Source organism: Nocardioides sp. GY 10113 (assembly GCF_004919105.1).
In the GTDB taxonomy this organism is placed as follows: domain Bacteria; phylum Actinomycetota; class Actinomycetes; order Propionibacteriales; family Nocardioidaceae; genus Nocardioides.
In genome coordinates this window covers 26258-50831 of record NZ_STGK01000010.1, presented here as the reverse complement: position 1 = coordinate 50831, position 24574 = coordinate 26258, and the positions used below count along the sequence as shown (strand labels likewise).

Annotated in this window: 24 protein-coding genes and 1 tRNA gene; 14 read left to right on the top strand and 11 right to left on the bottom strand. The window is 73.3% G+C overall.

What is annotated here, in order from left to right:
* Window positions 1–140 precede the first annotated feature (140 nt).
* The 4 genes from E8D34_RS13060 to E8D34_RS13045 all read left to right on the top strand — a co-directional run bounded on the left by E8D34_RS13060 (window position 141) and on the right by E8D34_RS13045 (window position 4226).
* Window positions 141–1745, top strand: a complete 1605-nt coding sequence (locus E8D34_RS13060; RefSeq protein WP_136595086.1) for a methyl-accepting chemotaxis protein — start codon at window positions 141–143, stop codon at window positions 1743–1745.
* A 55-nt stretch (window positions 1746–1800) separates the two neighbouring features.
* Entirely contained in the window at window positions 1801–3003 is a 1203-nt protein-coding gene (locus E8D34_RS13055) for an ROK family protein (protein WP_240771335.1), read from the top strand.
* Window positions 3004–3065: 62 nt separating this feature from the next.
* Window positions 3066–4067 (top strand): aldo/keto reductase, encoded by a 1002-nt coding sequence (locus tag E8D34_RS13050; protein WP_136595085.1) that lies wholly within the window; start codon window positions 3066–3068, stop codon window positions 4065–4067.
* Between the two features lie 72 nt (window positions 4068–4139).
* A tRNA-Ser gene (locus E8D34_RS13045) sits at window positions 4140–4226 on the top strand.
* Between the two features lie 329 nt (window positions 4227–4555).
* On the opposite strand, the gene E8D34_RS13040 is transcribed toward E8D34_RS13045, so the two are convergent.
* The gene (locus tag E8D34_RS13040) at window positions 4556–5449 is read right to left on the bottom strand and encodes a DUF4437 domain-containing protein (RefSeq protein ID WP_136595084.1); all 894 of its coding nucleotides are present in this window, start codon (window positions 5447–5449) and stop codon (window positions 4556–4558) included.
* Window positions 5450–5538: 89 nt separating this feature from the next.
* Between E8D34_RS13040 and E8D34_RS13035 the strand changes: the two genes are divergently transcribed.
* The 3 genes from E8D34_RS13035 to E8D34_RS13025 all read left to right on the top strand — a co-directional run bounded on the left by E8D34_RS13035 (window position 5539) and on the right by E8D34_RS13025 (window position 7480).
* Entirely contained in the window at window positions 5539–6117 is a 579-nt protein-coding gene (locus E8D34_RS13035) for a TetR/AcrR family transcriptional regulator (RefSeq protein ID WP_136595083.1), read from the top strand.
* A complete protein-coding gene (locus tag E8D34_RS13030; protein WP_136595082.1) occupies window positions 6114–6857 on the top strand; it encodes an arylmalonate decarboxylase in 744 nt (247 codons plus the stop codon). The genes E8D34_RS13035 and E8D34_RS13030 overlap by 4 nt, the downstream gene beginning before the upstream one ends.
* A 383-nt stretch (window positions 6858–7240) precedes the next feature.
* Window positions 7241–7480 (top strand): hypothetical protein, encoded by a 240-nt coding sequence (locus E8D34_RS13025; protein WP_136595081.1) that lies wholly within the window; start codon window positions 7241–7243, stop codon window positions 7478–7480.
* 22 nt (window positions 7481–7502) lie between these two features.
* Here the strand turns inward: E8D34_RS13025 and E8D34_RS13020 are convergent, their stop codons facing one another.
* Window positions 7503–7856, bottom strand: a complete 354-nt coding sequence (locus E8D34_RS13020; protein ID WP_136595080.1) for a hypothetical protein — start codon at window positions 7854–7856, stop codon at window positions 7503–7505.
* 173 nt (window positions 7857–8029) lie between these two features.
* On the opposite strand from E8D34_RS13020, the gene E8D34_RS13015 reads away from it, so the two are divergent.
* Both E8D34_RS13015 and E8D34_RS13010 read left to right on the top strand, forming a co-directional pair.
* On the top strand, window positions 8030–8920 hold the full coding sequence (locus E8D34_RS13015) for a MoxR family ATPase (RefSeq protein ID WP_136595079.1): 891 nt from the start codon (window positions 8030–8032) through the stop codon (window positions 8918–8920).
* A gap of 1 nt (window position 8921) precedes the next feature.
* On the top strand, window positions 8922–10364 hold the full coding sequence (locus tag E8D34_RS13010) for a VWA domain-containing protein (protein ID WP_136595078.1): 1443 nt from the start codon (window positions 8922–8924) through the stop codon (window positions 10362–10364).
* Between the two features lie 36 nt (window positions 10365–10400).
* Here E8D34_RS13010 and E8D34_RS13005 read toward each other — a convergent pair whose 3' ends face one another.
* Window positions 10401–11576: a pyridoxal phosphate-dependent aminotransferase gene (locus tag E8D34_RS13005; protein WP_240771334.1), complete on the bottom strand. Its 1176-nt coding sequence runs from the start codon at window positions 11574–11576 to the stop codon at window positions 10401–10403.
* Window positions 11573–13066 carry an FAD-binding protein gene (locus E8D34_RS13000; protein WP_136595077.1) on the bottom strand — a complete coding sequence of 498 codons (1494 nt, stop codon included), beginning with the start codon at window positions 13064–13066 and terminating at the stop codon, window positions 11573–11575. The genes E8D34_RS13005 and E8D34_RS13000 overlap by 4 nt, the downstream gene beginning before the upstream one ends.
* A gap of 117 nt (window positions 13067–13183) precedes the next feature.
* On the opposite strand from E8D34_RS13000, the gene E8D34_RS12995 reads away from it, so the two are divergent.
* The gene (locus E8D34_RS12995) at window positions 13184–14683 is read left to right on the top strand and encodes a potassium/proton antiporter (RefSeq protein WP_136595076.1); all 1500 of its coding nucleotides are present in this window, start codon (window positions 13184–13186) and stop codon (window positions 14681–14683) included.
* A 38-nt stretch (window positions 14684–14721) separates the two neighbouring features.
* Here the strand turns inward: E8D34_RS12995 and E8D34_RS12990 are convergent, their stop codons facing one another.
* The 7 genes from E8D34_RS12990 to E8D34_RS12960 form a co-directional block, all read right to left on the bottom strand.
* On the bottom strand, window positions 14722–15240 hold the full coding sequence (locus E8D34_RS12990) for a LytR C-terminal domain-containing protein (protein ID WP_136595075.1): 519 nt from the start codon (window positions 15238–15240) through the stop codon (window positions 14722–14724).
* Window positions 15240–15536 carry a type II toxin-antitoxin system VapB family antitoxin gene (locus tag E8D34_RS12985; RefSeq protein ID WP_136595074.1) on the bottom strand — a complete coding sequence of 99 codons (297 nt, stop codon included), beginning with the start codon at window positions 15534–15536 and terminating at the stop codon, window positions 15240–15242. The genes E8D34_RS12990 and E8D34_RS12985 overlap by 1 nt, the downstream gene beginning before the upstream one ends.
* Before the next feature lie 160 nt (window positions 15537–15696).
* Entirely contained in the window at window positions 15697–15906 is a 210-nt protein-coding gene (locus E8D34_RS12980; protein ID WP_136595073.1) for a hypothetical protein, read from the bottom strand.
* A gap of 142 nt (window positions 15907–16048) precedes the next feature.
* Entirely contained in the window at window positions 16049–16543 is a 495-nt protein-coding gene (locus tag E8D34_RS12975) for a thioesterase family protein (protein WP_136595072.1), read from the bottom strand.
* A gap of 75 nt (window positions 16544–16618) precedes the next feature.
* Window positions 16619–17131, bottom strand: a complete 513-nt coding sequence (locus E8D34_RS12970; protein WP_136595071.1) for a low molecular weight protein-tyrosine-phosphatase — start codon at window positions 17129–17131, stop codon at window positions 16619–16621.
* A 7-nt stretch (window positions 17132–17138) separates the two neighbouring features.
* A complete protein-coding gene (locus tag E8D34_RS12965; protein WP_136595070.1) occupies window positions 17139–17531 on the bottom strand; it encodes a phage holin family protein in 393 nt (130 codons plus the stop codon).
* A 50-nt stretch (window positions 17532–17581) separates the two neighbouring features.
* Window positions 17582–18262, bottom strand: a complete 681-nt coding sequence (locus E8D34_RS12960) for a GntR family transcriptional regulator (protein ID WP_136595069.1) — start codon at window positions 18260–18262, stop codon at window positions 17582–17584.
* Window positions 18263–18356: 94 nt separating this feature from the next.
* Here E8D34_RS12960 and E8D34_RS12955 point away from each other — a divergent pair, with 94 nt between their 5' ends.
* From E8D34_RS12955 to E8D34_RS12935, 4 genes are all read left to right on the top strand, one after another.
* Entirely contained in the window at window positions 18357–19286 is a 930-nt protein-coding gene (locus E8D34_RS12955; RefSeq protein ID WP_136595068.1) for an arginine deiminase-related protein, read from the top strand.
* Window positions 19287–19368: 82 nt separating this feature from the next.
* Window positions 19369–20439, top strand: coding sequence for a histidinol-phosphate transaminase (hisC, locus tag E8D34_RS12950; RefSeq protein WP_136595067.1), 1071 nt, complete (start codon window positions 19369–19371; stop codon window positions 20437–20439).
* Between the two features lie 67 nt (window positions 20440–20506).
* Window positions 20507–21094: a hypothetical protein gene (locus E8D34_RS20795; protein WP_168929430.1), complete on the top strand. Its 588-nt coding sequence runs from the start codon at window positions 20507–20509 to the stop codon at window positions 21092–21094.
* Window positions 21095–21168: 74 nt separating this feature from the next.
* Entirely contained in the window at window positions 21169–24540 is a 3372-nt protein-coding gene (locus E8D34_RS12935; RefSeq protein ID WP_136595064.1) for a transglutaminase family protein, read from the top strand.
* Window positions 24541–24574 lie beyond the last annotated feature (34 nt).

Genomic DNA, 24574 nt, shown 5'->3' with positions numbered 1-24574 from the left:
GACCGGCTCGCCGCACGATGGACCGCGGGCCGCCGGTGCCGCCGAGCGTGTGACAGCCGTCACCTCAGGAATCGTCGGTGGGCGCCGATACCGGGCGTGTGGGGCCGCTGCCCCGCCTCGAAGGACCGGAGGACATCTGCATGGACACGACCGATCGCGCGCACGTCGACCAGCCCCGCCGTCGGCGGCTGGCCGACCTCAGCCTCGGCCAGAAGATCGCCGCGCCGATCGTGGTCGTGCTGCTGTCGGCCATCGTCGCGGCCGGGGTGGGGTTCTGGACCATCGCCCGGCTCGCGGAGGTCAGGGATCAGGAGCTGGGGCACTCGGTGCCCTACCTGAGCACGGTCGAGGAGATCCGGGTCGTTGCGAAGGGCATCGCCAACGACGAGCGAGGCCTCCTGCTCACCCAGGACCCCGAGTTCGCGGACTCGATCACCGAGAAGCTCCAGCAGGTCGACGAGCTGTTCGTGACCGCCGCCGACCACGTGCCGGACGGCGAGGGCCCGCTGCTGGCCCAGGCCCGGGCCGATGTCGCCGCTTGGGAGGAGTCGCTGGGCACCGTCATGGACATGGCCCTGACCGACGTCGACGGGGCGACCCGGCTCAGCCTGAGCGAGACCCGCGACCTGCGCAAGGTCTACGAGGCGACCCTGGAGACGGCCCGCGACAACGCCGACGCCATCGTCCGGCGCGGCGCCGGGTTCGAGGCCGCGGCGGGCACCTCGCGGCTGGTGCTCATCCTCACGGTCGTCATCGGGCTGCTGGTGTCGTGCGCGATCGGCGTACGGCTGGTGCGGAACGTGCTCGCGCGCATCCGCCGCCAGGCCGAGGCCCTCGAGGCGCTCGCCGCCGGCGACCTGACCGTCCGTGTCGACGACCCGAGCGGGGACGAGCTGGCGCAGATGGCCGCCTCGCTGGACGCGGCGGCCGGCTCCATCCGCACCATGCTGTCCGGCATCCTCACCAGCTCCGACGACCTCACGGCGCAGGCGTCCACCATGGCCGCGACGGCCCAGCGGATCGCCGACTCGGCCGAGGAGTCCGCTTCGCACGCGCAGGGCGTCTCCGCTGCCGCGGCCCAGGTGACCCAGAACGTGCAGACGGTCGCGACGGGCACCGAGGAGATGTCGGCCTCGAGCCGCGAGATCTCCCAGAACACCTCCTCCGCGGCCGGCGTGGCCTCGCAGGCGGTGTCGGTCGCCCAGACGACGTCGGACACCGTGGTGAGGCTCGGCGAGTCGAGCGCCGAGGTCGGCAACGTGATCAGCGTCATCCAGTCGATCGCCCAGCAGACGAACCTGCTCGCGCTGAACGCGACGATCGAGGCCGGTCGCGCCGGGGAGGCGGGCAAGGGCTTCGCGGTCGTGGCCAGCGAGGTCAAGGAGCTGGCGCTGGAGACGGCCCGGGCGACCGGCGACATCGACCGCCGGATCAGCGCGATCCAGTCCGACACCCAGGCGGCCGTCCACGCCATCACCCAGATCGCGGGGATCATCGACCAGATCAACGACACCCAGGTCTCCATCGCGTCCGCGGTCGAGGAGCAGACGGCCACCACCGACGACATGGCGCGCAACGTCACCGAGGCCGCCGGGGGCTCGGAGGAGATCTCGCGCAGCCTCGGAGTCCTCGCCGGTCTCGCCTCCGACACCAGCCACAACGCCGCCATCACCCAGGACGCGGCGGCGGGGCTGGCCCGGACGGCGGAGGACCTGAGGGGCCAGGTCGGCAGGTTCCGCCTCTGATCCCGCCTCGCCCGGGCGCGGCCCCTGCCGGGGAGTCGCGCTCTAAGGTTCTCCTGTGACCGAGGGGGTGGGCGTGCAGCGGGATCCGGGCCGGGACCTGGCCACGGCCGGGGACCTCCTCGAGCTGCTGCGCTCCGGGCGTGCGACCACGCGGTCGGACCTGCGCCGGCTCACCGGTCTGTCCCGCACCGCCGTCGTCGCCCGGGTGCATGCACTGACCGAGGCGGGCCTGCTCGTGCTCGGCGCCGAGCTCGCGTCCACCGGCGGCCGCCCGCCCGGCAGCCTGGTCTTCAACGCCGGGGCCGGCGTCGTGCTCGCGGCGGCGATCGGTCGCTCGCGCGCGCAGGTCGGCGTCTTCGACCTGGCCGGCGAGGAGCAGGCGGCCGCCGAGTTCGAGCTGGCGCTGGGGGCGGGCCCGGACGAGGTGATGCCGGTGGTCGCCGACGAGCTCGCCCGGCTGGTGGGCGCGCGCGCCCGGTCGGTGCTCGGCGTCGGCCTCAGCCTGCCCGGCGTCGTCGACCCCGAGCGTGGGGTGAGCATCGACAGCCCGGTGATCCCGGGCTGGAACGATGTGCCGCTGGCGCCGTACCTGGCCGAGGTGACCGGCGCGCCGCTGTTCCTGGCCAACGACGCCGACGCGATGGCGCGCTCGGAGTACCTGGGCCATGCCCGCGCGGCCGGCGGGCTGCGCGACCTGCTGGTGGTCAAGGCCTCGACGGGCATCGGCCTGGGGGTGCTCGCCGACCGCACCATCGTGACCGGCTCCCGCGGCGCGGCCGGCGACCTCGGGCACGCCAAGGTGCCGGAGGCGGCCGGGAGGCCCTGCCGCTGCGGCGACACCGGCTGCCTGGAGACCGTCGCCGCCGGCTGGGCGCTGGTCGCGCGGCTGCAGGCGGAGGGACACGAGGTCGACCACGTCCGTGACCTGGTCGCCCAGGCCCTCGGCGGCGATGCCGAGGCGAAGCAGCTGCTGCGCGAGAGTGGACGCCAGGTCGGCGAGCTGCTGGCGGTCGCCATCAACCTGCTCAACCCGGAGGCCGTCGTGCTGGGCGGCGACATGGCGGCGGCGTACGACGTCTACGCCGCCGGCGTGCGCGAGTCGGTCTACGCGCGCGCCTCCGCGGTGGCCACCCGGGAGCTGCAGATCCTCCCGGCAACGTACGGTGATCGTGCCGGGTTGGTCGGCTGCGCGGCGCTCGCCCTCAAGCGGGTGCTGAGCCCCGCGGCCGTCGACGCCCGGCTGGCGCTCGGCCGATAGGCGGTCGGCGCCGGGTGAGAGGGCGGGGCACCGGGCCTCGTCACGCGGTTGAGGAGGACATCGTGGAGCAGCGCAGCTTCCCTCGGATGGGTCGGACGGCCTCGGTCGTCGGCCTCGGCACCTGGCAGCTGGGAGCGGACTGGGGGGAGGTGAGCGAGGCCGACGCCCGTGCGGTGCTCGAGGCCTCCGCCGAGGCCGGGGTGACGTTCTACGACACCGCCGACGTCTACGGCGACGGGCGCAGCGAGCAGATCGTCGGCCGCTTCCTGGCCGACCACGGCGGCGCCGACTCCGGGTTCACCGTGGTCACCAAGATGGGGCGCCGGATGGACCAGGTGCCCGCCAACTACGTGCTGGACAACTTCCGGCTCTGGCTGGACCGGTCCCGGCGCAACCTTGGGGTCGACACGATCGACCTGGTCCAGCTGCACTGCCCGCCGAGCGCGGTGATCGAGGCCGACGCGACGTACGACGCGCTCGACACCCTGGTCGCCGACGGCGTGGTCGCGGCGTACGGCGTCAGCGTGGAGACCTGCGACCAGGCACTCGCCGCGATCGCCCGGCCGGGCGTCGCCTCGGTCCAGATCATCCTCAACGCGTTCCGGCTCAAGCCGCTGGACGCGGTGCTGCCCGCCGCGGCCGAGGCCGGCGTGGGGATCATCGCCCGGGTGCCGCTGGCGTCGGGCCTGCTCACCGGCAAGTACGACGCGAGCACCACGTTCGCCGCCGACGACCACCGCAGCTACAACCGCCACGGCGAGGCGTTCGACGTCGGCGAGACCTTCTCCGGCGTCGACTACGAGACCGGGCTGCAGGCCTCCGCGGTCTTCAGCGCCCTGGTCCGGGAGACCTTCGGCGAGGACGTGACCCCGGCCCAGGCCGCGATCGCCTGGTGCTGGCAGCAGCCCGGCGTCACCACCGTGATCCCCGGTGCCTCGCGCCCGTCGCAGGCGCGGGCGAACGCCGCCGCCGGCGAGATCGGCCCGCTGCCCGAGTCGTTCCTGTCCGGGGTCCGCGAGCTGTACGACGCCCGGCTGCGGGAGGCGATCCACCCGCGCTGGTGAGGCCGCTCACGGCCGCTCGGGAAGGGGCGCCCCGATTTCGGGCCGGGGAGGCGCTCCGGTAACGTTTCCCCCGGTGGCGTGTCCGAGCGGCCTAAGGAGAACGCCTCGAAAGCGTTTGTGGGTGCAAGCCCACCGAGGGTTCAAATCCCTCCGCCACCGCCCTGTGATGTCGGACGACATCTGCAAGATCCGGACCCACGGTTGTGGGTCCGGATCTTGTCATTTCCGGGTCTGTTCCGGGTCTGGTCGTCCCGGCCTGGCTAGGGTGGCGCCGTGGTCTCCCCGAAGCACTAGGTCGACGGCGAGGGCGGGGTGCGGTCGACATGACCTCCCGGGCCTGCAGCGATCATGCCGACGAGCTGTTCCCCCATGGGTGACGCCATCGTCGATGGACCGCCGAGAAGGCCGAAGCCCCGCCCGGGTCCTCGGGCGGGGCTTCGTCGCGTCCGGGGTCGCGGGGACACGCGCAGGGGCCGGACGCGGTCGGATCACTGGTACGTCGGGTCCGCCCAGCGTCCGAGACTGCGGGAGCGCACCGGCTGCACCGGCACCGGCGCCGCGCTCAGCGGGAAGCCGTCGCCCCAGTTGGTCGGGGTGCCCTGCATCTCGATCCGGGCGTCCTCGGTGTACCAGTCGACGAGGTCGCTGTCGGAGCGCAGGATCCAGGTGCAGCCCAGCTCGTGGTGCGCGGTGAAGTCGCCGTGCCGCACCAGCGGCGGGCGCCAGAAGTAGGTGCCCGGCCACATCGTGCCGAAGCTGTACTCGAAGCCGCCCTCGAGGCAGTAGGCCTCCTCGCTGCACGGGTGGTGGGCCAGCGGGTGCTCGACCCAGCCCGGCTTCGCCTTGATCAGCCGGGTGTAGAAGCCGGTCTTCTCGTCGCGGTGCAGCAGCTTGATGTAGAGCCCCGGCACCGGCGTGCCGCCGAGGTCGAACCGCATCGGGCTGCCGTCCTCGACGTCGATCCACGGCATCTCGCTGGTCTGCAGCACGATCAGCCGCTGGTCCTCCCGTACGCCGACGGCGTCGGTCGCGGACGGGGTGAAGGTCCAGTCGCCGTACTCGCGCCAGAGCAGGACCACCGTGCCGGCGGCCACCTCGAGCGGCGGCGTCCACACGCCGGTCGCGGCGTGCCAGTAGCCCTCGGGGCCGAGCACGGTGTCGCCGATCCGCACCTCGCCCTCCAGCACGTACCACTCGGTCTCGGCCGCGTGCACGCCCGCGGGCCGCGACCAGTCGCTGGTGAAGTGCACCTTGAGCGAGGCGGAACCGTCCTCCTCGTCGTAGCAGAGGTTGCGCTGCTTGGCGGTGCCGGTGGCGTGCTCGAACTCGGCGACGTGCCAGATCAGGTCGCGCTCGTCGATGGTCTCGACGTGGGGACGCATGGGCTCTCCTCGGGCTCGGGCGGACCGGTTGATAAGCGATACAAGATGTATTGGTATCACATTGATGGTTCAACCTGTATCGTTTTCTCATGGCCCGATCAGGACGACCGCCGGGACCGGCGAGCGACACCACCGAGGTGGTGCTGACCACGGCCCTCGACCTGCTCCTGTCCGACGGCGCGGCAGCGCTGACCGCGCAGCGGCTGCACCAGGTCACCGGGGTGTCGCGCTCGACGATCTACCGGCACTGGCCGACGCCGACCGCGGTGCTGGCCGCGCTGATCGAGGTCGCGCCGAGCCCGTCCCGCGCGGGCTCGGGCGATCCGCGCGCCGACCTGCACGCCGAGGTCGACGCGCTCTGCGACCGCCTGCGCGACAAGCCGGTCGCGGCGTTCCTCCAGGCGCTCGCCGCGACCGCCGCGGTCGACGGGGAGGCCGCGGCCCTCCGCCACCGGTACGTCGACGACCTGCTCGCGCCGTTCCGCGCGGTGCTGCGGGCCGCCGGCCTCGCCGAGGACGGCGGAGCGGCCGAGGAGGCCGCCGACGACGCGGTCGCCGCTATCGTCGCGCCCCTGCTCGTCGACGCCCTCCTGCTGGACCGGCCCACCGCCCGGGAGCGCGCCCACCGCGCCGTCGACCGGCACCTCAACGAGATCGGAGCCCCGTGACCAACGTGGTCGGAACCCGCGCCGTGTTCGGCGTGATCGTGCCCAGCACCAACACCGTCGTCGAGCACGACTACTGGCGGGTCGGGGTGCCCGGGGTCGCCCACCGTGCCGGGTCGATGCACATCGCCGACCCGACCATGGACGGTGATGCCGGCTTCGAGGCCCTGCTGGTGCAGATCCGCGCCTCGATCGACACCGCGGTCCGCGACGTCATGACCGCGGAGCCCGACCGGTTGGTGATGGGGATGTCGGCCGAGACGTTCTGGGGCGGGGTGGACGGCAACGCCGCCTTCGAGCGGCGCCTGCACGAGGCCACCGGGCTGCCGGTCACCACCGGGGCCAGCTCGTGTCGCGCGGCGCTGCAGACGCTCGGCGTACGACGGATCGCGGTGTTCTCGCCCTACCAGCCGGTCGCGGACCGCGAGGTCGGCCGGTTCTTCACCGAGGCCGGGTTCGACGTCGCGGCGATCACCGGGCTGCGCTGCGCCACGGCGACCGACATCGCCCGCGTCGATGAGCCCCGGCTGCGCCGGGTGGTCGCCGACCTCGACGGCCCGGGCGTCGACGCGATCGTCCAGGTCGGCACCAACCTCTCGTTCGTGGGTCTCGCGAACGACCTCGAGGCGGAGCTCGGCAAGCCGGTCGTGGCGATCAACGCCGCGACGCTGTGGCACGCGCTGCGCGAGCACGGCATCGACGACCGATTCGCCGGCCACGGGAGCCTGCTGCGCGACCACTGACCGACCGCGCCCGGAGCGGATCGACCGGCCGGATCCGGCGCCTTCGGCCGGTCGCACGGCCGCGTCGGCCCCGTAGGGTCCTGGTGCCATGACGACCCGGAGGCGTCTGGACCCGCTCGCGCTGCCTGATCCCGGCGTACTTCCTGCCCGCAGGTTCCTGCCCCGCAAGCCCGCCGAGGGGCCGCGTCACACGGATTTCCGCCCCTGAGATGCCGATCTCGGGGCGGGAATCCAGGTGACGACGCACCCCGCGGGCGTCGTACGCCAAATCCGGCGTGGAGCCGGCCCGGTGTGCTTGTGTGACCGCATCCGCGCATCGGCGGCGCCGGGCTCAGGGTCAACGGGGGGTCTGGGCGGCATCGCCGGAGAGGCAGGACGTGCCCATGAGGACCCACCGACCGCATCGCCACGCGCCCACCGACCACGCCACCGACCCGGCGAACGCCCAGGCCACCGAGCTGGTGGCGGAGATCGTCGCCGAGACGAACCGCTGCCGCGAGCAGATCCGCGCGCTGCTCGACACCTTCCCGCCCGGCGAGCGGGAGGCGGCCCGCCGCGGGCTGTACCGCGACGCCGACGGCCGTCTGGCCACCCGGCACCGGCTGCTGCGCGCGGTCGACTGAGTCGGCGGAGCCGATCGGCGCGTCAGTCCGAGGTCGCCGGGCCCAGGCACACGGCCATCAGCTCACCCGGGGCGCCGCCGGTGTGGATCCGCCAGCCCTCCGCGAAGCTGACCAGCGCGATCCGTCCGGACTCGCGGCGGATCAGGGCCTTGGTCGGCGTGCCGTCCCCGCTGAGCCCTGTGCGGCTGAACCCTGCGCCGGTGAACCCGGTGACCGAGCACCTGTTCTCCAGGTAGATCCGGTCGACCTGCTCGCTCTGGGGCCGCACCCCGATCCCCGCGATGTCGTCGTGGGCGCCCGACGACCCCCAGACGCTGACCGCGGCCGCGACCACCAGCGAGGTCAGGGCGACCGAGGAGAGGCCGGTCTGAGCCACCCTGGCAGCGCGCAGCCAGCGTTGTGGCGCGGCGGCGGACGGGGGCATGCCTCCCCAACGAGGCCGGGCGCCTTGCGGTCACGGGGCAATCCGCACAACCTCGTGGGTGCGGGATCACGAAGTCTCCCGGGGTCGGGGGACCCGGTGCCCGCCGGGCGGGCAGGATAGGCGCCATGACCTGGTTCGCCTCGCCGGCCGACGCGGCCGCCCGCCTGAACGCCACCGGCTACCTGACCGACCACGCGACGGCGACCACCGCGTTCCTCGCCGGCGCGCTGGAGAAGCCGCTGCTGCTCGAGGGCCCCGCCGGCGTCGGGAAGACCGAGCTGGCGAAGGCGGTCAGCCGCGCCACCGGCGCCGACCTGGTCCGGCTCCAGTGCTACGAGGGTCTGGACGAGGCCCGCGCGCTCTACGAGTGGAACTACAAGAAGCAGCTGCTGCGCATCCAGGCCGAGCCCAAGGGCGCCGACGCGCCGGACTGGGGCCGCACCCACGACGACATCTTCGCCGAGGAGTTCCTGCTCACCCGGCCGCTGCTCACCGCGATCCGGCGCGAGGAGCCGACCGTCCTGCTCATCGACGAGGTCGACAAGACCGACATCGAGGTCGAGGGCCTGCTGCTCGAGGTGCTCAGCGACTTCCAGGTCACCATCCCCGAGCTCGGCACGGTGGCGGCGACCCGCCGGCCCTTCGTGGTGCTGACCTCCAACGCCAGCCGCGAGCTCTCCGAGGCGGTGAAGCGGCGCTGCCTCTACCTGCACCTGGACTACCCCGACGCCGCCCGTGAACGGGAGATCCTGCACAGCCAGGTGCCGGGCATCGACGACCGGATCGCCGAGCAGCTGGTCGCCACGGTCGGCAGGCTCCGCGACATGGACCTGAAGAAGGCACCCTCGATCGCCGAGTCGGTCGACTGGGCGCGCACCCTGATCGCGCTGGAGATCCGCGACCTCGACGAGAAGGCGATCACGGACACCCTCGGCGTCGTCCTCAAGCACGCCTCGGACCACGAGCGCGCGGTGCGGGAGCTGAAGATCGGCCGCAGCCTGCCCGGGGCCCGCTGACATGGCCGACGGCCCCGCCCCCGTCGAGGAGTACCGCTCCGGGCTGCTCGACCGGCACCTCGCCTTCATCGAGGCGCTGCGTGGCGCGGGCCTCTCGGTCTCGCTCGCCGAGGACATCGACAGCGTGGCCGCCCTCTCCGCGCTGCCCTGGGGTGAGCGGGGCACGGTCCGGGACGCCTTCGCCGCCACGCTGCTGAAGAGGCAGTCGCACCGGACCACGTTCGACGCCCTCTTCGACGTCTACTTCCCGGCGATGGTCGGCGACGGTGCCGCCCGCGCCACCGGTGACGACGGTGGCGGGGACGGCGCCGAGCAGGGCCGGGTCCGCGACAACGCGGCGGCGCTGCAGGAGTTCCGCGACCGCCTCGCGGAGGCGATGGAGTCCGGCGAGTACGACGCCCAGCAGATGCGCGAGCTGGCCGCGGAGATGATGGCCCGGTTCGGTGCCATGCCCGGTCGCGGCCCGGGCCTCTCCTCCTGGTCGGCCTACACCGCCCTGCAGCGGGTCTCGCCCCAGGAGCTCACCGAGCAGATCATCGCCGCGCTGATGGCCGGCGGCGCCGACGAGGACGAGGCGACGCGCACCGCGGCCCGCCGTATCGGCGGCTTCACCCGACTCGTCGAGGACGACGCCCGCCGTCGCATCGCCGAGGAGAAGGGCCCCGACCACGTCGCCGACGTCACCGTGCGGCCCAGCATCGACAAGCTGGCCTTCACCTCGGCCCGGCGCGCCGACCTGGAGGAGATGCGCCGCGAGATCTTCCCGCTCGCGCGCCGGCTCGCGACCAAGCTCGCCAAGGAGCAGCACGCCCGGCGCCGCGGGCCGCTGGACTTCCGGCGAACGGTCCGGGCGTCGATGGCCACCGGCGGCGTCCCGCTCGTCACCCACCACCGGCCCAAGCGCCCGCACCGCACCGACCTGGTCGTGCTCTGCGACGTCTCCGGCTCGGTGGCGAACTTCGCCCAGTTCACGCTGCTCTTCGTCTTCGCGCTGCGCGAGGTCTTCCAGTCGATGCGGGCGTTCACCTTCATCGACCACGTGCACGAGGTGACGCCGTACTTCCGCTCCGGTGCCGACCCCGCCGACGTGCTCGCCGACCTCGCCGCCAGCACCAGCCACGCCGCGCTGTGGGGCCGCACCAACTACGGCCGGGCGTTCACCAAGTTCGACGAGCAGTACGCCGACGCGCTCGGTCCGAAGACCACGCTGCTGATCCTCGGCGACGGTCGCAGCAACTACTCCGACCTGCACGAGGACGTGCTGCGCCGGATGGCCGGCTCGGTGCGCCGGGCGTGGTGGCTGAACCCCGAGCACGAGCGGAACTGGGGGACCGGTGACTCCGCGGCGCCGACCTACGGGCAGGTCGTGGAGATGCTCGAGTGCCGCAACCTGGAGCAGCTGGAGCACTTCGTGCACCGCATCGTGGGCCCGCCCGCCCGCTGAACGTCCGCGAGGCCCGGACGTGCGCCGGCGTCGGGATCAGAGCGCGCCGTCGAGCCGGTCCAGGGCGCGCACGATCTCCTCGCCGGAGCCGGCGAAGCTGAACCGCAGGTAGTGACCGCCGTCCACGGTGTCGAAGTCGACGCCGCTGGCCAGCGCCACCCCGGTACGGGCCAGCAGGCCCTTGGCGTAGGTCATCGAGTCGTCGGTCAGGTGCCGCACGTCGGCATAGGCGTAGAACGCCCCGTCGGCCGGCGCCAGGCGGGTGATCCCCAGGCGGCGGAGCCCGTCGAGCAGCAGCGCGCGGTTCTCGGCGTACCGGCGCACGTGGCCGTCGAGCTCGGCGGAGGACTCCGGGGTGAACGCCGCCAGCGCGGCGCGCTGGGAGAGCACCGGCGGGCAGATGCTGAAGTTGCCGGTCAGCACGTCGACCGGTCGGCGCAGACGCTCGGGCGCGAGCATCCACCCCAGTCGCCAGCCGGTCATCGAGAAGTACTTCGAGAAGGAGCCGAAGACGACGGCCTCCCGCGAGGTCTCCCAGGCGGAGCTGGCCGCCCGCTCGCCCGTGCCGTACTCGATGCCGTGGTAGATCTCGTCCGAGATCAGCTGGACGCCGTTCTCCTCGCACCAGCGGGCCAGGTCCGCGAGCTCGTCGCGGGCGAGCATCGTGCCGGTGGGGTTGCCGGGGCTCGCCACGATCAGCCCGTGCAGGCGCTGCGCCGCGTGGGCCCGGGCGACGTCGTCGACGGTCGGCTGGAAGCGCGTGGCCGCGCCGGTCGGGAGCTCGACCACCTCGCACCCGAGCGCCGCCAGCACGTTGCGGTAGCAGGGGTAGCCGGGGCGTGCGATCGCCACCCGGTCGCCGACCTCGAAGGCGGCCAGGAACGCCAGCAGGAAGCCGCCGCTGGAGCCGGTCGTGACCACCACGTCCTCGGCGCCGACCGCGACGCCGTAGTGGCGGCGGTGGTGGTCGGCGATCGCCTCCCGCAGCTCGGGCACCCCGACCGCGGGGGTGTAGCCCAGCGGGTCGCCGCTCTGCAGCAGGCGGACCGCCTCGGCGTTGACCGCGGCCGGCGCTCCCGTGCTCGGCTGGCCGGCGGCGAGGTTGATCACGTCGCCGTGGGTGCGCTGGCGCTCCGCCGCCGCGGCGAGCACGTCCATGACGTGGAACGGCGGGACGTTGGCCCGCTGGGCGGCGGCGAGGCGGGTGGTCACGCCCTCATCTTGGCAGCCGTCGCGAGGGCCGCGTGCCGGCCGGCCCGCCGTCCGAAGAACGACCCCTCGCCGAGTTGGGTCCCCGAGCAGTACCCGGCGCCGTCCTGGGCGATGTTCGAGGCGCAGGCGCCGGCGGCGTACAGGCCCTCGATCACCGAGCCGTCCTCGCGGCGCACCTGGCCGTCGACGGTGGTGGCCATGCCGCCCAGGGTGAAGCCGGCGTACATCGCCACGCCGAGCGTGAGGTCGTAGACGCCCCACGGTCCCTCGGTCTGCGGGGCCAGCCAGTCGGGGTGCTTGTGGAAGTCCGGGTCCTCGCCCTTCGCGGCGTACTCGTTGTAGCGCGCCATCGTGGCCACCAGCGAGCCCTCGGGGAGGCCCAGGCCCTCCTCCATCTCCTCGATCGTCTCGTAGCCGTCCTTGAGCGGGACCAGCGGCATCCGCTGCTCCTCCATGTGCTCGCTGTCGGCGATCAGGTACGCCGTCGCGTCGGGCTGGCGCAGCACCTCGTACGACGTCCGCGCGTGGTAGCTGTCCTCGGCGACGAACCGCTTCCCCTCCTTGTTCACGATCAGCCCCTTGACCAGGGAGGACGGCGGGTAGAACGGCGCGGTGATAAACGGTTCGTCCATGTGCTCCAGCGCCGCTCCGACCGACTCGCCGAGGCGGATGCCGAGGCCGTCGTCGTAGGTGGAGCCGAGGGTGAACAGCTTGGAGCCCAGCGCCGGGGTGTAGCGGGCCACCATGTCGGGGTTCATCACGAAGCCGCCGGCGGCGATCACCACCGCACCGGCCCGGATCACGCCGGTCCTCTCGAAGGACTTCCAGGCCAGCCCGACGACCCGGCCCGATCCGGCCTCGCCGTCGACGACCAGGTGGGTCGCGCCGGTCTCGAACCGGACCTCGACGCCGGCCTCCTCGACCCGCTGCCGGAGCAGGTCCATCACGATCCGGGTGCCCTCGGTGTCGCCGGGCACCGGGACCTTGTGGCCGCGCGGCGCGGGCGGGATCTCGTCGCGGTAGGGCCAGACCTTCTCGTTGCCGGTGAACATCAGGCCCTCGGTGCCGGGCTGGATCACCGCCTTGCCGGGGAAGTAGCTGCGCTCGAACTCGAAGCCGAGCGACTCCAGCCAGTCGAAGTGGTCCACCGAGCCTTCGCAGTAGGCGCGGATCTTCTCCTTGTCGGGGTCCTTCGTGCTGGCCTCGAGGTAGGCGATCATCGCCTCCACGGTGTCCTCGTGGCCGGTCGCCCGCTGCACCGCGGTGCCGCCGCCGAGGTAGAAGTGGCCGCCGGACATCGACGAGGTGCCGCCGTGCACCGCGGCCCGTTCGAGCAGCAGCACCCGTGCGCCCGAGCGCGCGGCCTCCAGCGCGGCGCAGCCGCCGGAGATGCCGAAGCCGACGACCACCACGTCGTAGCTCTCGGCGTCGGCGAGGGCGGAGGCCGGCAGCGGGGCCGGGACGGCGAGCCCGGAGGGGGTTGAGGTCATGCGGCAAATCTAGAACACGTTCTAGAAACCGGCCACCCCCTTGGCCGTGGCGGTGTGCCCGGGCGTCGATAGACTTCGGATCCGCCGCCCCGATCGCCGCCCCGGTTCCGAGGTGACATGGACTTCGACCTGCACGAGCTCGACACCTTCGTGCTGGTCGGCGCGAGCGTGACGCTGCTGGCGGTGCTCGCGGTGCGGCTCTCCTCCCGCGCGGGACTCCCGAGCCTGCTCATCTACCTGCTGATGGGCGTGGTGCTGGGCGAGTCCGTGCTCGGGATCGGATTCGAGAACGCCGAGGTCGCGCACGCACTGGGCTTCGCGGCCCTGTCGATCATCCTGGCGGAGGGCGGCCTGACCACCAGCTGGCGCGAGACCCGGCCGTCGATGCGACTGGGCTTCGCATTGGCCACCGTCGGCGTCACGGTCTCGGTGGCGGTGGTCGCGCTGGCGGCCCACTACGTGCTCGGGCTGTCGTGGCAGCTCGCCGTGCTGCTCGGAGCCGTCTGCTCACCCACCGACGCGGCGGCGGTCTTCTCGGTGCTGCGGGTGGTCCCGCTGCCGCGGCGGCTGACCGGCACGCTGGAGGCGGAGTCGGGTCTCAACGACGCGCCCACGGTGGTCCTGGTCAGCCTGGTCGCCAGCGGCGCGGCCCTGGAGCACGGGGTCCTCGGGCTGGTCGCGACCATCGTCTTCGAGCTGGCGGTCGGCGTCACCGTGGGGCTGGCCGCCGGCTTCGGCGGCGCCTGGGTGATGCGCCGCGCCGCGCTGCCCGCCTCCGGCCTCTACCCGATCGCGGTGCTGTGCCTGACCCTGATCGGCTACGCCGCCGCCTCCGCGCTGCACGCGAGCGGCTTCGCCGCGGTGTACGTCGCGGCGCTGGTCCTCGGCAACGCCGAGCTGCCGCACCGCGGGGCCACCCGGTCGTTCGTCGAGGGGATGGCCTGGATCGCGCAGATCGGGCTCTTCGTGATGCTCGGGCTGCTGCTGTCGCCGGACCGGATCACCTGGACGATCGTCGGGTTCGCGGTCGCGGCGGGACTGATCCTCACCTTCGTGGCCCGACCGCTCTCGGTCGCGATCAGCTCGGTGGTGCAGCCCATGCCGCCGCGCGAGATCGCCTTCCTGTCGTGGGCGGGGCTGCGCGGCGCGGTGCCGATCGTGCTGACCACCATCCCGCTCGCCGAGGGCATCGACGACGCGGACCACCTCTTCGACCTCGTCTTCGTGATGGTGGTGATCTTCACGCTGCTGACCGGGCCGACGCTGCCGTTGGCCGCGCGCGTGCTGCGGGTCGCGCGCAGCGCGGAGCCACGCGACCTCGAGCTGGAGGTGGCGCCGCTGGAGCGGGTGGCCGCGGACCTCCTCCAAGTCACCATCAGTCCGGTCTCCCGCCTGCACGGCGTCGAGGTCGGGGAGCTCCGGCTGCCGCAGGGCGCGAGCGTGTCGATGGTGGTCCGCAACGGTGCCACGCTGGTGCCCGAGTCGCGCACGGTGCTGCGCCGCGGCGACGACCTGCTGGTGGTCACGCCCCGCAAGCAGCGGGAGGCGACCGAGAACCGGCTGCGCCGGGTCAGCGCCGGTGGCCGGCTCGCCCAGTGGCTCGGCGAGGAGCGGTAGCGACCGCGCAGGCCGCGGCGCCGGTGGCGGATGACGCGCTACGGGTTCGGGGTCGGCCCGCAGACGGAGGTGGCCACCGTGGCCCTGACCTGCTTCCGGCCGCGCGTCACGCCGTCGAACTTCTCGCCGACGACCACCGTGACGCCGGGCAGGTCCGAGGCCTGCTCGACGATCCGCACGCGCTTGCCCAGGTGGCTGGCGACGAGCCGCACGTCCGGGTTGTCGGGCGTGGTGGTCCAGATCTGCGCGGTGAGGGTCTTGGCGCTGGCGACCGTCGCGTTGCCCGACTCGCCGCGAGCGAAGCCGAACCCGCCCAGCTGGTTGAGGGTCTGCCCGGCGAGGCCGTTGCGCGTGCTCGCGTTGAGCACGCTGACCACCACGTCCGGGGGTCGCACCCGGTCCCCGGCAGCGACCGGTCGGTCGATGCAGACCGGCGTCTCCTCGGCCTTCGGGAACGGCTCGGTCACCGCCGACCACGCCCAGGCGGTGCCGCCCAGGAACAGGGTGACCAGCACGGCCGCGGTCGCGGCCGAGCGAGTGCGTGCTGCGACGTTCATCAAGCCTCCATCCGGATCACCCGCGCGTGCAGCACCGTGCGCTGCTGCAGGGCAGCGCGCAGTGCTCGGTGGAGGCCGTCCTCGAGGTAGTACTCGCCCTGCCAGAGCACCACGTGGGCGAACAGGTCGCCGTAGAACGTGGAGTCCTCATCGAGCAGCGAGGAGAGCTGGAGGGTGTCCTTGGTGGTGACCAGCTCGTCGAGTCGGACCTGGCGCGGCGGGACCGCAGCCCAGCCACGGGCGGTGAGCCCGTGGTCGGGGTAGGGGCGACCGTGCCCCACGCGCTTGAAGATCACGGCTGGTGAGTCTAGACGGACCCGTCACGGCGCTTCGGGAGGCGTCGCCCGGTGGTCGACCCCGGCCGTCGACCACCGGCCGTCGACCACCGGACGGCCCCGTGTCGTGGATCGGCCTCACGCGGGCCGCGCCGTGCGGGCGCGGCGGTCGGTCGGGTGATCAGGCGGACCAGCGGACCGCGTCGGCGACGAAGTCGGCGAGGGCATGGACGCCCCGCAGGTCGCTGCGCTCGGTCATCAGGGTGGTGAGACCGCGGGCGTGGCGGGTGCGAAGGGCGTTGCGGCGCTCCTGGGTGGAGCCGGACGGGGTGGTCTCCGGGTCGGCGGTGTGGCGGCCCGGGACGAGCGTCGGAGAGGTCGTCTCGTTCATGATCACAGAGTGCGCCGGACAGGTCGCCGGCAGATTGATCGTTCGTTACGCCCAGGTGTCCGGGCCGCCGAATGTGCGTGATACCTGTCACGGCCGGAACTTCTCAGGTATCGCGCGCACGTGCGCGACGGCGGCGCACGCGTCAGCGCAGCGCCAGGCAGCCGCTGGTCTCGGCCGGCCACGGCAGCGCGGCGTGCTGGACGACCCGCTCGTCCATCCGGGTCGCGATCTCCTCGGGCCAGGGCTCGGTCTTGCGGATCGCGACCACCACGTGCAGGAAGATCTCCTCGAACACGCAGGCGAGTCGCTCGTTCGTGTCGTCGAGGATGTAGACGAGCGCGTGCGCGGCGCGCTCGGAGCGACCGAGCAGTCGGACGCGCACCGACATCATGTCGCCGGTCTTCAGCTCGTGCAGGTAGCTCACGTGGTGCTCGGCCGAGAGGCAGGCCCGACCGGCCGAGAGCGGCCAGTTGGTCGGGATGCCGAGGTCGACCAGCGACTCGTCGAGGCCCTCGCTGCCGATGCCGAGGTAGTGCCGCACGTTGAGGTAGCCGTTCATGTCCTCGAACGCGGTGGGCACCGGTTGCTCGGCGTACGCGGGAAGGTCGGCGAGCTGGGCGTACGTCGGTTGGGGCATCCTCGGACACTACTGCCTGCGTGGCGCCGCCTCATCTCCGAAATCGGGCAGCGGACGTGCTCGGTCCCGTCTCGGTCAGTCGCCGATCGCCTCGGCGATCGCGGCGACCAGGGCGTCGGCGGTCCGCTCGACGATCGCCAGCACGTTCCGGAAGCCCGCGTCCCCGCCGTAGTAGGGATCGGGCACCTCGCCGGGGCCCTCGGGGTCGAAGTCGCGGAACAGCCGGACCCGGCCGTCGGAGGTGGCCTCGCCGGCGCGGTCGAGCTCGTAGAGGTCGGCCAGGTTCGCCTCGTCCATCGCGAGGACCAGGTCGAAGGTGTCGAACCAGGCGACCGCGACCTGCTGGGCCCGGTGCGCGGTCGGGTCGTAGCCCTCGGCGGTGAGCAGGGCCGCCGCCCGGCGGTCCATGCCGTCGCCGACGTGCCAGTCGCCGGTCCCCGCGCTGACCACCGCCACGGCGCCGTCGAGCCCGGCGTCGGCGACCCGTGCGGACAGCACCACGTCGGCCATCGGGGAGCGGCAGATGTTGCCGAGGCAGACCAGCGCGACCTGGTAGCCACCCGGGGTGCGGGGGACCGGAACGTCCATCAGCCGATCATCGCTCCACGCCGATGAAGGCGTCCAGGAACCACGTGGTGATGCTGATGATGATCGAGCCGCCGACCGCGGTCCAGAAGCCGTTGACGTGGAAGCCGATGTCGACGAGTCCGGCCAGCCACTCGGTGAACAGCAGCAGCAGCGCGTTGAGGATGATCAGGAACAGGCCGAGGGTGATGATGATGAACGGGATCGAGAGGATCGTCAGCACCGGCTTCACGAACATCGTCACCGCGTTGAGGATCAGCGCGACCAGCAGCACCGGGACGATCTTGTCCTCCCACTCGGCCTGGCCGGTGGTCGCTCCGTCGAACCAGATGCCGTCCATGATCTGGGCGGCGAGGGCGAGGGCGGCGGCGGTGATGGCCCACCGCGTCAGAAAGACCAGCATGGCGGTCAGTCTGGCAGCCGAGACGGTACGTCGCAGGCGAGCCCGGAGGCTCACTGCAGGCCGAGCGCCTCGATGATCTCCGCCTCGGCGTCGGCGATGTGGCTGCGCAGGAAGGCCGCCGCGCCGTCGGCGCCGTCGAGCCTGTCGGCCTCGAGCAGCCGGACCAGCGCCTCGTGCGAGTCGGCCTGGTCGTGGGCGTTGCGGCGGACCCGGTCGACCTGGGCCAGCGCCAGCTTGAGCTCGTCCATCAGGTTGTCGGCCATCTGCACCAGCCGCGGGCTCGCGGTCAGCTCGACCAGGGACACGTGGAACGCCAGGTGGCGCTCGTTGAGCTCCTCGTACGAGGCGTTCTCCCGGACCGCCGCGGTGTAGGCGTCGAGCGTGGTGCGGACCCGGCGGCGCGCCGCCGGGGTCGCCGAGCGCCACGCCTGGACGCCGGCGCCCTCGAGCACCTGTCGCGCCCGGCACACGTCGCGCACCGACTCGGCGCGCGGCGTCGCCACGCTCACCCCGCGGTGCGGCTCGCGCGTGGCCAGCCCCTCGGCGACCAGCACCGTCAGTGCCTCGCGGACGGTCGAGCGGGCGACTCCGAGCGAGTCGGCGAGCGCGACCTCCCGCAGCGGCGTACCGCTCTCCAGCTCGCCCTCGAAGACCGCTCGGCGCAGCTCGGCGGCGACCCGGTCCGAGGTCAGCGCGTGCTCCACGTGCAGGGTGTCGAAGCGGCCGGGCATGGCGCCCATTCTGCAGGGCTGTTGGCATTCGGGGCGTGCTGCCCGCATACTTCGTTGTCAGATTGTCGGACAATCCGACAAATTCGGGAAGGGGATGGTCGTGACCGAGCTGCTCTGGGGTCGTCACTACGCGATGGTCGAGCCGTCGCACTTCCGCGTCGACTACGTGATCAACCCGTTCATGGACACCGCCGTGCAGCCCGACCCGGAGCGGGCCGGCGCCCAGTGGCGCCGGCTGGCCTCCACGCTGCGCACGCTCGGGGCGCCGGTCGAGGTGATCCCGCCGCGTGCGGACGCCCCGGACATGGTCTACGCGATGAACCTCGGGCTCCCCGTGCTGCGGCACGCCGTGCCGGGCACCCCGTCCACCCGCTCGGTGGTGATGTCGCACATGCGCTACGCGCAGCGGCGGACCGAGACCCCGTCGGCCCGCGACTGGTTCGAGGCCGCGCTCTTCGCCTCCTCCCACGTGGGCACGGATGGGCACGGTCCGAGCTTCGAGGCCGGCGACGCCTTCGCGTGGCGCGGGGAGCTGGTCGTCGGCTTCGGGCCGCGCACCGACGAGCTGGCGCTCTCCGCCCTCGCCGCGGACCTGGACGTCCTGGTCCGCGGTGTCCGGATCACCCACCCGGCGATGTACCACCTCGACCTCGCCTTCTGCCCGCTGGACGAGGGCCGCGCGCTGGTCTGTCCCGACGCCTTCGACCCCGCCTCCGCGGCGATGCTGCTCGACCTCGTGCCCGAGCCGCTGGTGCTGACCGAGGAGGAGGCGCTGACCACCTTCTGCGCCAACTCCGTCGTGGTCGGCCGCACCGTGGTGATGCCCTCGTGCCCGGACCGGGTGCGGGCCCGGCTCGAGGAGTGGGGCTTCACGGTGGTGCTCGTGGACGTCACCGAGTTCCACCTCGGCGGCGGCTCGGTGCGCTGCCTGACCAACCCCCTCGACCTCACGCTCGGGCGGGACCTCGCGATCGTGCCCGGCGGGCGGGTCGTGCTCGCCGAGGCCGAGGACAGCGCGGCGTGACACCGCCGGCCCCGCGGCCCCCGCGGACGGCCGCCCCGGCCCGGATGCGGGCCCGCCCGCGCCGCGATCGTAGGGTCGTCCGGTGACGTCTCCGCAGCCGCTCCCGCACCTCAGCAGCCTGCCGCCCTACGTGCCGGGCCGGCCGCCCACGGCGCCTCCCGGGGTGACGCCGTACAAGCTCTCCTCCAACGAGAACCCCTACCCGCCGCTGCCGGGCGTGCTCGAGGCCGCCGAGCAGGCGGTGGCGACCATGAACCGCTACCCCGACATGGGCTCCGTCGCGCTCTACCGGGCGCTCGCCGACCGGCTGGACGTCGTCCCGGAGCAGCTGTCGCTGGGCACCGGCTCCACCGCCGTGCTGTTCGGCCTGTTGACGGCGTTCTGCGGCCCCGGCGACGAGGTCGTGATGCCGTGGCGGTCCTTCGAGGCCTACCCGATCGCGATCACCGTGGCGGGGGCGACGCCCGTCCCGGTGCCGCTGACCGCGGACGCCCGGCACGACCTGGCCGCGATGGCCGCCGCGGTCACCGAGCGGACCAAGGTGGTGCTGCTCTGCACGCCGAACAACCCGACCGGTCCGGCGCTGTCGGCGACCGAGGTCCGGGGCTTCCTCGCCGCCGTTCCCGAGCACGTGCTGGTCGTCGTCGACGAGGCCTACCTGGAGTTCGTCCGCGCCGAGGATCCGGTGGACGGGATCGCCCTGGTCGGCGAGCGCAGCAACGTCGCCGTGGTGCGCACCTTCTCCAAGGCCTACGGGCTGGCCGGGCTGCGCGTCGGCTACCTCGCCTCGACCCCGGAGATCGCCGCCGCGGTGCGGTCGGTCGCGCTGCCCTTCGGCGTCTCCACCGCGGCCCAGGCCGCCGCGGTCGCCTCGTTGCAGGCCGAGACGGCGCTCCGCGCCCGGGTCGACCTCCTGGTCGACGAGCGGGAGCGACTGGTCAAGAGCCTGGCCGAGATCGGCTGGCAGGTCCCCGAGGCCCAGGGCAACTTCGTCTGGCTCGGCGTCGGCGATCGGACGGCCGAGATCGCCGCGGCCTGCGACGCGGTGGGCCTCTCGGTGCGCGCGTTCGCGGGTGAGGGCGTCCGGATCACCGTCGGCGAGGCCGAGGCCAACAGGCGCGTGGTGGAGGTGCTCTCCCGCCTGGAGCCGTGACCGTTCGGGCGGTCGCGGCGTTACCTTGGCAGGTGGTGCACGGTGAGGCCGGCGTGAGGAGGCCAGGGTGTCCGGAGTGAGCCCCCAGTACCCGCAGTACCCGCCGGGCGGTGACGACGGCGACACCCGCCCCTACGAGTTCGGTGGCGCGTTCGGTGGCCCGGGTGGCCCGGGTGGCCCGGGTGGGCCTGATGGGCCTGGTGGTTCCGACGGTCCGGGCGGGCCCACCGGTCCGCCGCCGGGCGGCGGGGCGAACCGGACGCTGCTGATCGTGCTCGGCGTGCTCGGCTCGGTGGTGATCGTGGCGGCGATCGTCGCGGCCGCGATCCTGGTCCTCACCGGCGACGACTCCGGCACCGACCAGCAGGGCGCCAGCCTGACGGCGGAGCCCACCGAGGAGACAGTCGAGGGGACCGACAGGCCGCGCCTGCCCGAGGGCATGCCCACCGACATGCCCACCAACCTCTCCGAGATGGCCTCGCGCATGTCCGAGTTCGCCTCCGAGCGGATGTCGGAGGTCACGGACTACCTCTCCAGCGTCCTCTCCGACCTGCCCAGCGGGCTTCCCTCCCTGCCCAGCGACCTGCCCACGGACCCGGGCGAGTGGCGGTCCTACCTCCAGTCCCAGCTGGACGAGCTGACCGCCTCGCGCTGACCGGCGGAGGGCCCTACCGACGACGTGACCTGTCCGAAACACGGGGGTGCCCGTCGTTACCTAGTGTGGCGCCCATGTCGATCAAGGTCGCGCTCGAGCACCGCACCACCTATCGCTTCGAGCGCCCGGTGACGGTGGCGCCGCACGTGGTCCGGCTGCGTCCCGCGCCGCACTGCCGCACGCCGATCGAGGCCTACTCGCTGACGGTCGAGCCCGCCGGCCACTTCCTCAACTGGCAGCAGGACCCGTTCGGCAACTGGCTGGCCCGGCTGGTCTTCCCGGAGAAGGTCGACCACCTCGACATCACCGTCGGCCTGGTCGCGGACATGATGGTGATCAACCCGTTCGACTTCTTCATCGAGGAGTACGCCGAGCGGTTCCCCTTCGACTACGCGCCCGCCCTGAAGGCCGACCTGGCGCCGTACCTGCGGCCGGTCGAGAACGCCGATCGGGCCGCTGCCTGGCGCGAGGGCCTTCCGCCGCTGCCCGAGGAGGGCGTGCCGACGGTGGACTTCCTGGCCACGCTCAACGCCGCCGTGCACCGCGACGTCGCGTACTCGGTGCGGATGGAGCCGGGCGTGCAGACCCCCGACCACACGCTCGAGGTCGGCATCGGGTCCTGCCGCGACAGCGCCTGGCTGCTGGTGAGCCTGCTGCGCCAGTACGGCCTCGCCGCCCGGTTCGTCTCCGGCTACCTGGTCCAGCTCGCGCCCGACGAGTACGCCACGCACGGCGTGGACGGTCCCAGCGGGCCCGCCGAGGACTTCACCGACCTGCACGCCTGGACCGAGGTCTTCATCCCCGGCGCCGGCTGGGTCGGGATGGACCCGACCAGCGCGCTGTTCGCCGGCGAGGGCCACATCCCGCTCAGCGCCACCCCGCACCCGAGCTCGGCCGCTCCGATCGAGGGGGCCACGGAGCCGGTCGAGGTGACCTTCGAGTTCCACAACGGCGTGACCCGGATCCACGAGGACCCCCGGGTCACCGCGCCCTACTCGGCGGACCAGTGGGCCCGGATCGACGCCCTCGGCGCCGCCGTGGACAAGCGCCTCGAGGCCGGCGACGTGCGGTTGACCATGGGCGGGGAGCCGACGTTCGTGTCGATGGCCGATGCCTCCACCCCGGAGTGGAACACCGAGGCCGACGGACCCGCCAAGCGCGCGCTGGCCACCGTCCTCGCCGAGCGGCTGCGGGAGACGTACGCCGCCGGCGGGGTGGTCCACCGCGGGCAGGGCAAGTGGTACCCCGGCGAGCCCCTGCCGCGGTGGAACATCGCGCTGCAGTGGCGCACGGACGGCCAGCCGCTGTGGGCCGACCCCGCGCTCCTCGCCGACCCCTGGGACGCCGGCGCCGCCGTGGCCGACCCGCCGGCCGCGGCCGAGCGGCTCGCGCGTCGCTTCGCCGCCGCGCTCGGCCTACCCGACTCGCAGGTCCGGCCCGCCTTCGAGGACCCGTTCGCTGCGCTCGCCGACCACGTCCGCCAGCCGTACGGCGACCGCCCGGAGGCCGACCTGGACGAGCTCGACGAGGAGGCCGAGGCCCTGGTCGAGGCGCTCGACGCCGACGTCACCACGCCCACCGGGTGGGTGGTCCCGCTGGCGATGGCCGAGACCGGCTGGACCAGCCCGGTGTGGCGGTTCCGGCGCGGCCGGTTGGTGCTCACCCCGGGCACCAGCGCGGTGGGCCTGCGGCTGCCGCTGGACTCGATCGACTGGGTGGACCCGGAGGCGCCGGCGCAGCCGTCGTACCTGGAGGCGGGGGAGCCGCTGGCGCCCGGCGTGCCGCCGGTGGCGCTGGCCGACCCGGTCGGCGCCGACCGCACCGCGGTCGCGTTCGAGGCCCGCGACGGCCACGTGCACGTCTTCCTGCCGCCGACCACGCGGCTGGAGGACTACGCCGACCTGCTGCACGTCGTCGAGGCGGCGGCCGCCGGCGGGGGCGGGGACGGTGCGGGGTGCCCGCTGGTCCTCGAGGGCTACCCGCCGCCGCCCGACCCACGGCTGACCACCCTGTCGGTGACCCCGGACCCCGGCGTGATCGAGGTGAACGTCCAGCCGACCACCAGCTGGGCCGACCAGCGCGACCTGGTCACCCGGCTCTACTCCGAGGCGCGGCTGGCGGGGCTGACCACCGAGAAGTTCGACCTCGACGGGCTGCACACCGGCACCGGCGGCGGCAACCACCTGACCCTGGGCGGCCGGGCGCCGATCGACTCGCCCCTGCTGCGCCGGCCCGACCTGCTGGTCAGCCTGGTCGGCTACTGGCAGCGCCACCCGGCGCTCTCCTACCTGTTCTCGGGCCGGTTCATCGGCCCCACCAGCCAGGCGCCGCGCTTCGACGAGGGTCGCCCCGAGGCGGTCTACGAGATGGAGATCGCCTTCGCGGAGGTGCTCCGGATGAGCGCCGCGGCGGCCGAGCGTGGCGACGAGGTGGCGCCCTGGATGGTCGACCGGGCGCTGCGGCACCTGCTCACCGACCTGACCGGCAACACCCATCGCGCCGAGTTCTGCATCGACAAGCTCTACAGCCCGGACTCGACCCGGGGCCGGCTCGGGCTGCTGGAGCTGCGCGGCTTCGAGATGCCGCCGCACCCCCAGATGGCCCTGGTGCAGGCGCTGCTGGTGCGCAGCCTGGTCGCGATGTTCTGGGAGCGGCCGCTCGACGTGGCCACCCAGCCGCTGGTCCGCTGGGGCACCCGGCTGCACGAGGACTTCCTGCTGCCGCAGGGGGCGATCGGCGACATCCGCCGCGTGGTCGCCGACCTGGAGCGGTTCGGGATCGCCTTCGACCCGGCCTGGTTGGACCCGTTCGTGGAGTTCCGGTTCCCGCGGATCGGCTTCGCCGACCTCGGCGCCGGCCCGGGTGCCGGCCCGGGCGAGGGGATCCGGATGGAGCTGCGTCAGGGCGTGGAGCCGTGGCACGTGCTCGGCGAGGAGGCCACCGGGGGCGGCACGGCCCGCTACGTCGACTCGTCCGTGGAGCGCGTCCAGGTCGCCGTGACCGGCATCGACCCTGCGCGCCACCTCGTGACGTGCCAAGGTGTCCCTGTGCCGATGACGCCCACCGCCGCGACGAGCCTGGGGACCCCGGGCCTGCCCGGCGACGCCTACTACGGCGGCGTGCGGTTCAAGGCCTGGCAGCCGTGGTCCTCGCTGCACCCCTCGATCGGCGTCCAGTCGCCGCTCACCTTCGACGTGGTCGACCTCGACGCCGGGGTCAGCCTCGGCGGCGCGACCTACCACGTGGTCCACCCCGGCGGCCGCTCCTACGACCACCCGCCGGTCAACGCCAACGAGGCGGAGGCGCGCCGCGCCTCGCGCTTCGAGCCGGGCCGGCACACCGCCGGCCCGATCGACGTAGCGTCCCTGCGCGCCGCCGCCCGCGCCGTGGCGAGCGCCGAGTACCCGCACACGCTCGACCTGCGTCGGGCGTCGATCCGCCGCTGACCCGCACCCGACCTACCCCGTACGTGACCCCTCC

Bases quoted from the DNA above. Each gene is read 5' to 3' on its own strand.
- E8D34_RS13060 (WP_136595086.1), top strand. From the start codon at position 141: ATGGACACGACCGATCGCGCGCACGTCGACCAGCCCCGCCGTCGGCGG.
- E8D34_RS13040 (WP_136595084.1), bottom strand. From the start codon at position 5,449: ATGCGTCCCCACGTCGAGACCATCGACGAGCGCGACCTGATCTGGCAC.
- E8D34_RS13035 (WP_136595083.1), top strand. From the start codon at position 5,539: ATGGCCCGATCAGGACGACCGCCGGGACCGGCGAGCGACACCACCGAG.
- E8D34_RS13025 (WP_136595081.1), top strand. From the start codon at position 7,241: ATGAGGACCCACCGACCGCATCGCCACGCGCCCACCGACCACGCCACC.
- E8D34_RS13015 (WP_136595079.1), top strand. From the start codon at position 8,030: ATGACCTGGTTCGCCTCGCCGGCCGACGCGGCCGCCCGCCTGAACGCC.
- E8D34_RS13010 (WP_136595078.1), top strand. From the start codon at position 8,922: ATGGCCGACGGCCCCGCCCCCGTCGAGGAGTACCGCTCCGGGCTGCTC.
- E8D34_RS13000 (WP_136595077.1), bottom strand. From the start codon at position 13,066: ATGACCTCAACCCCCTCCGGGCTCGCCGTCCCGGCCCCGCTGCCGGCC.
- E8D34_RS12995 (WP_136595076.1), top strand. From the start codon at position 13,184: ATGGACTTCGACCTGCACGAGCTCGACACCTTCGTGCTGGTCGGCGCG.
- E8D34_RS12990 (WP_136595075.1), bottom strand. From the start codon at position 15,240: ATGAACGTCGCAGCACGCACTCGCTCGGCCGCGACCGCGGCCGTGCTG.
- E8D34_RS12980 (WP_136595073.1), bottom strand. From the start codon at position 15,906: ATGAACGAGACGACCTCTCCGACGCTCGTCCCGGGCCGCCACACCGCC.
- E8D34_RS12975 (WP_136595072.1), bottom strand. From the start codon at position 16,543: ATGCCCCAACCGACGTACGCCCAGCTCGCCGACCTTCCCGCGTACGCC.
- E8D34_RS12970 (WP_136595071.1), bottom strand. From the start codon at position 17,131: ATGGACGTTCCGGTCCCCCGCACCCCGGGTGGCTACCAGGTCGCGCTG.
- E8D34_RS12965 (WP_136595070.1), bottom strand. From the start codon at position 17,531: ATGCTGGTCTTTCTGACGCGGTGGGCCATCACCGCCGCCGCCCTCGCC.
- E8D34_RS12960 (WP_136595069.1), bottom strand. From the start codon at position 18,262: ATGCCCGGCCGCTTCGACACCCTGCACGTGGAGCACGCGCTGACCTCG.
- E8D34_RS12955 (WP_136595068.1), top strand. From the start codon at position 18,357: ATGGTCGTGACCGAGCTGCTCTGGGGTCGTCACTACGCGATGGTCGAG.
- E8D34_RS12935 (WP_136595064.1), top strand. From the start codon at position 21,169: ATGTCGATCAAGGTCGCGCTCGAGCACCGCACCACCTATCGCTTCGAG.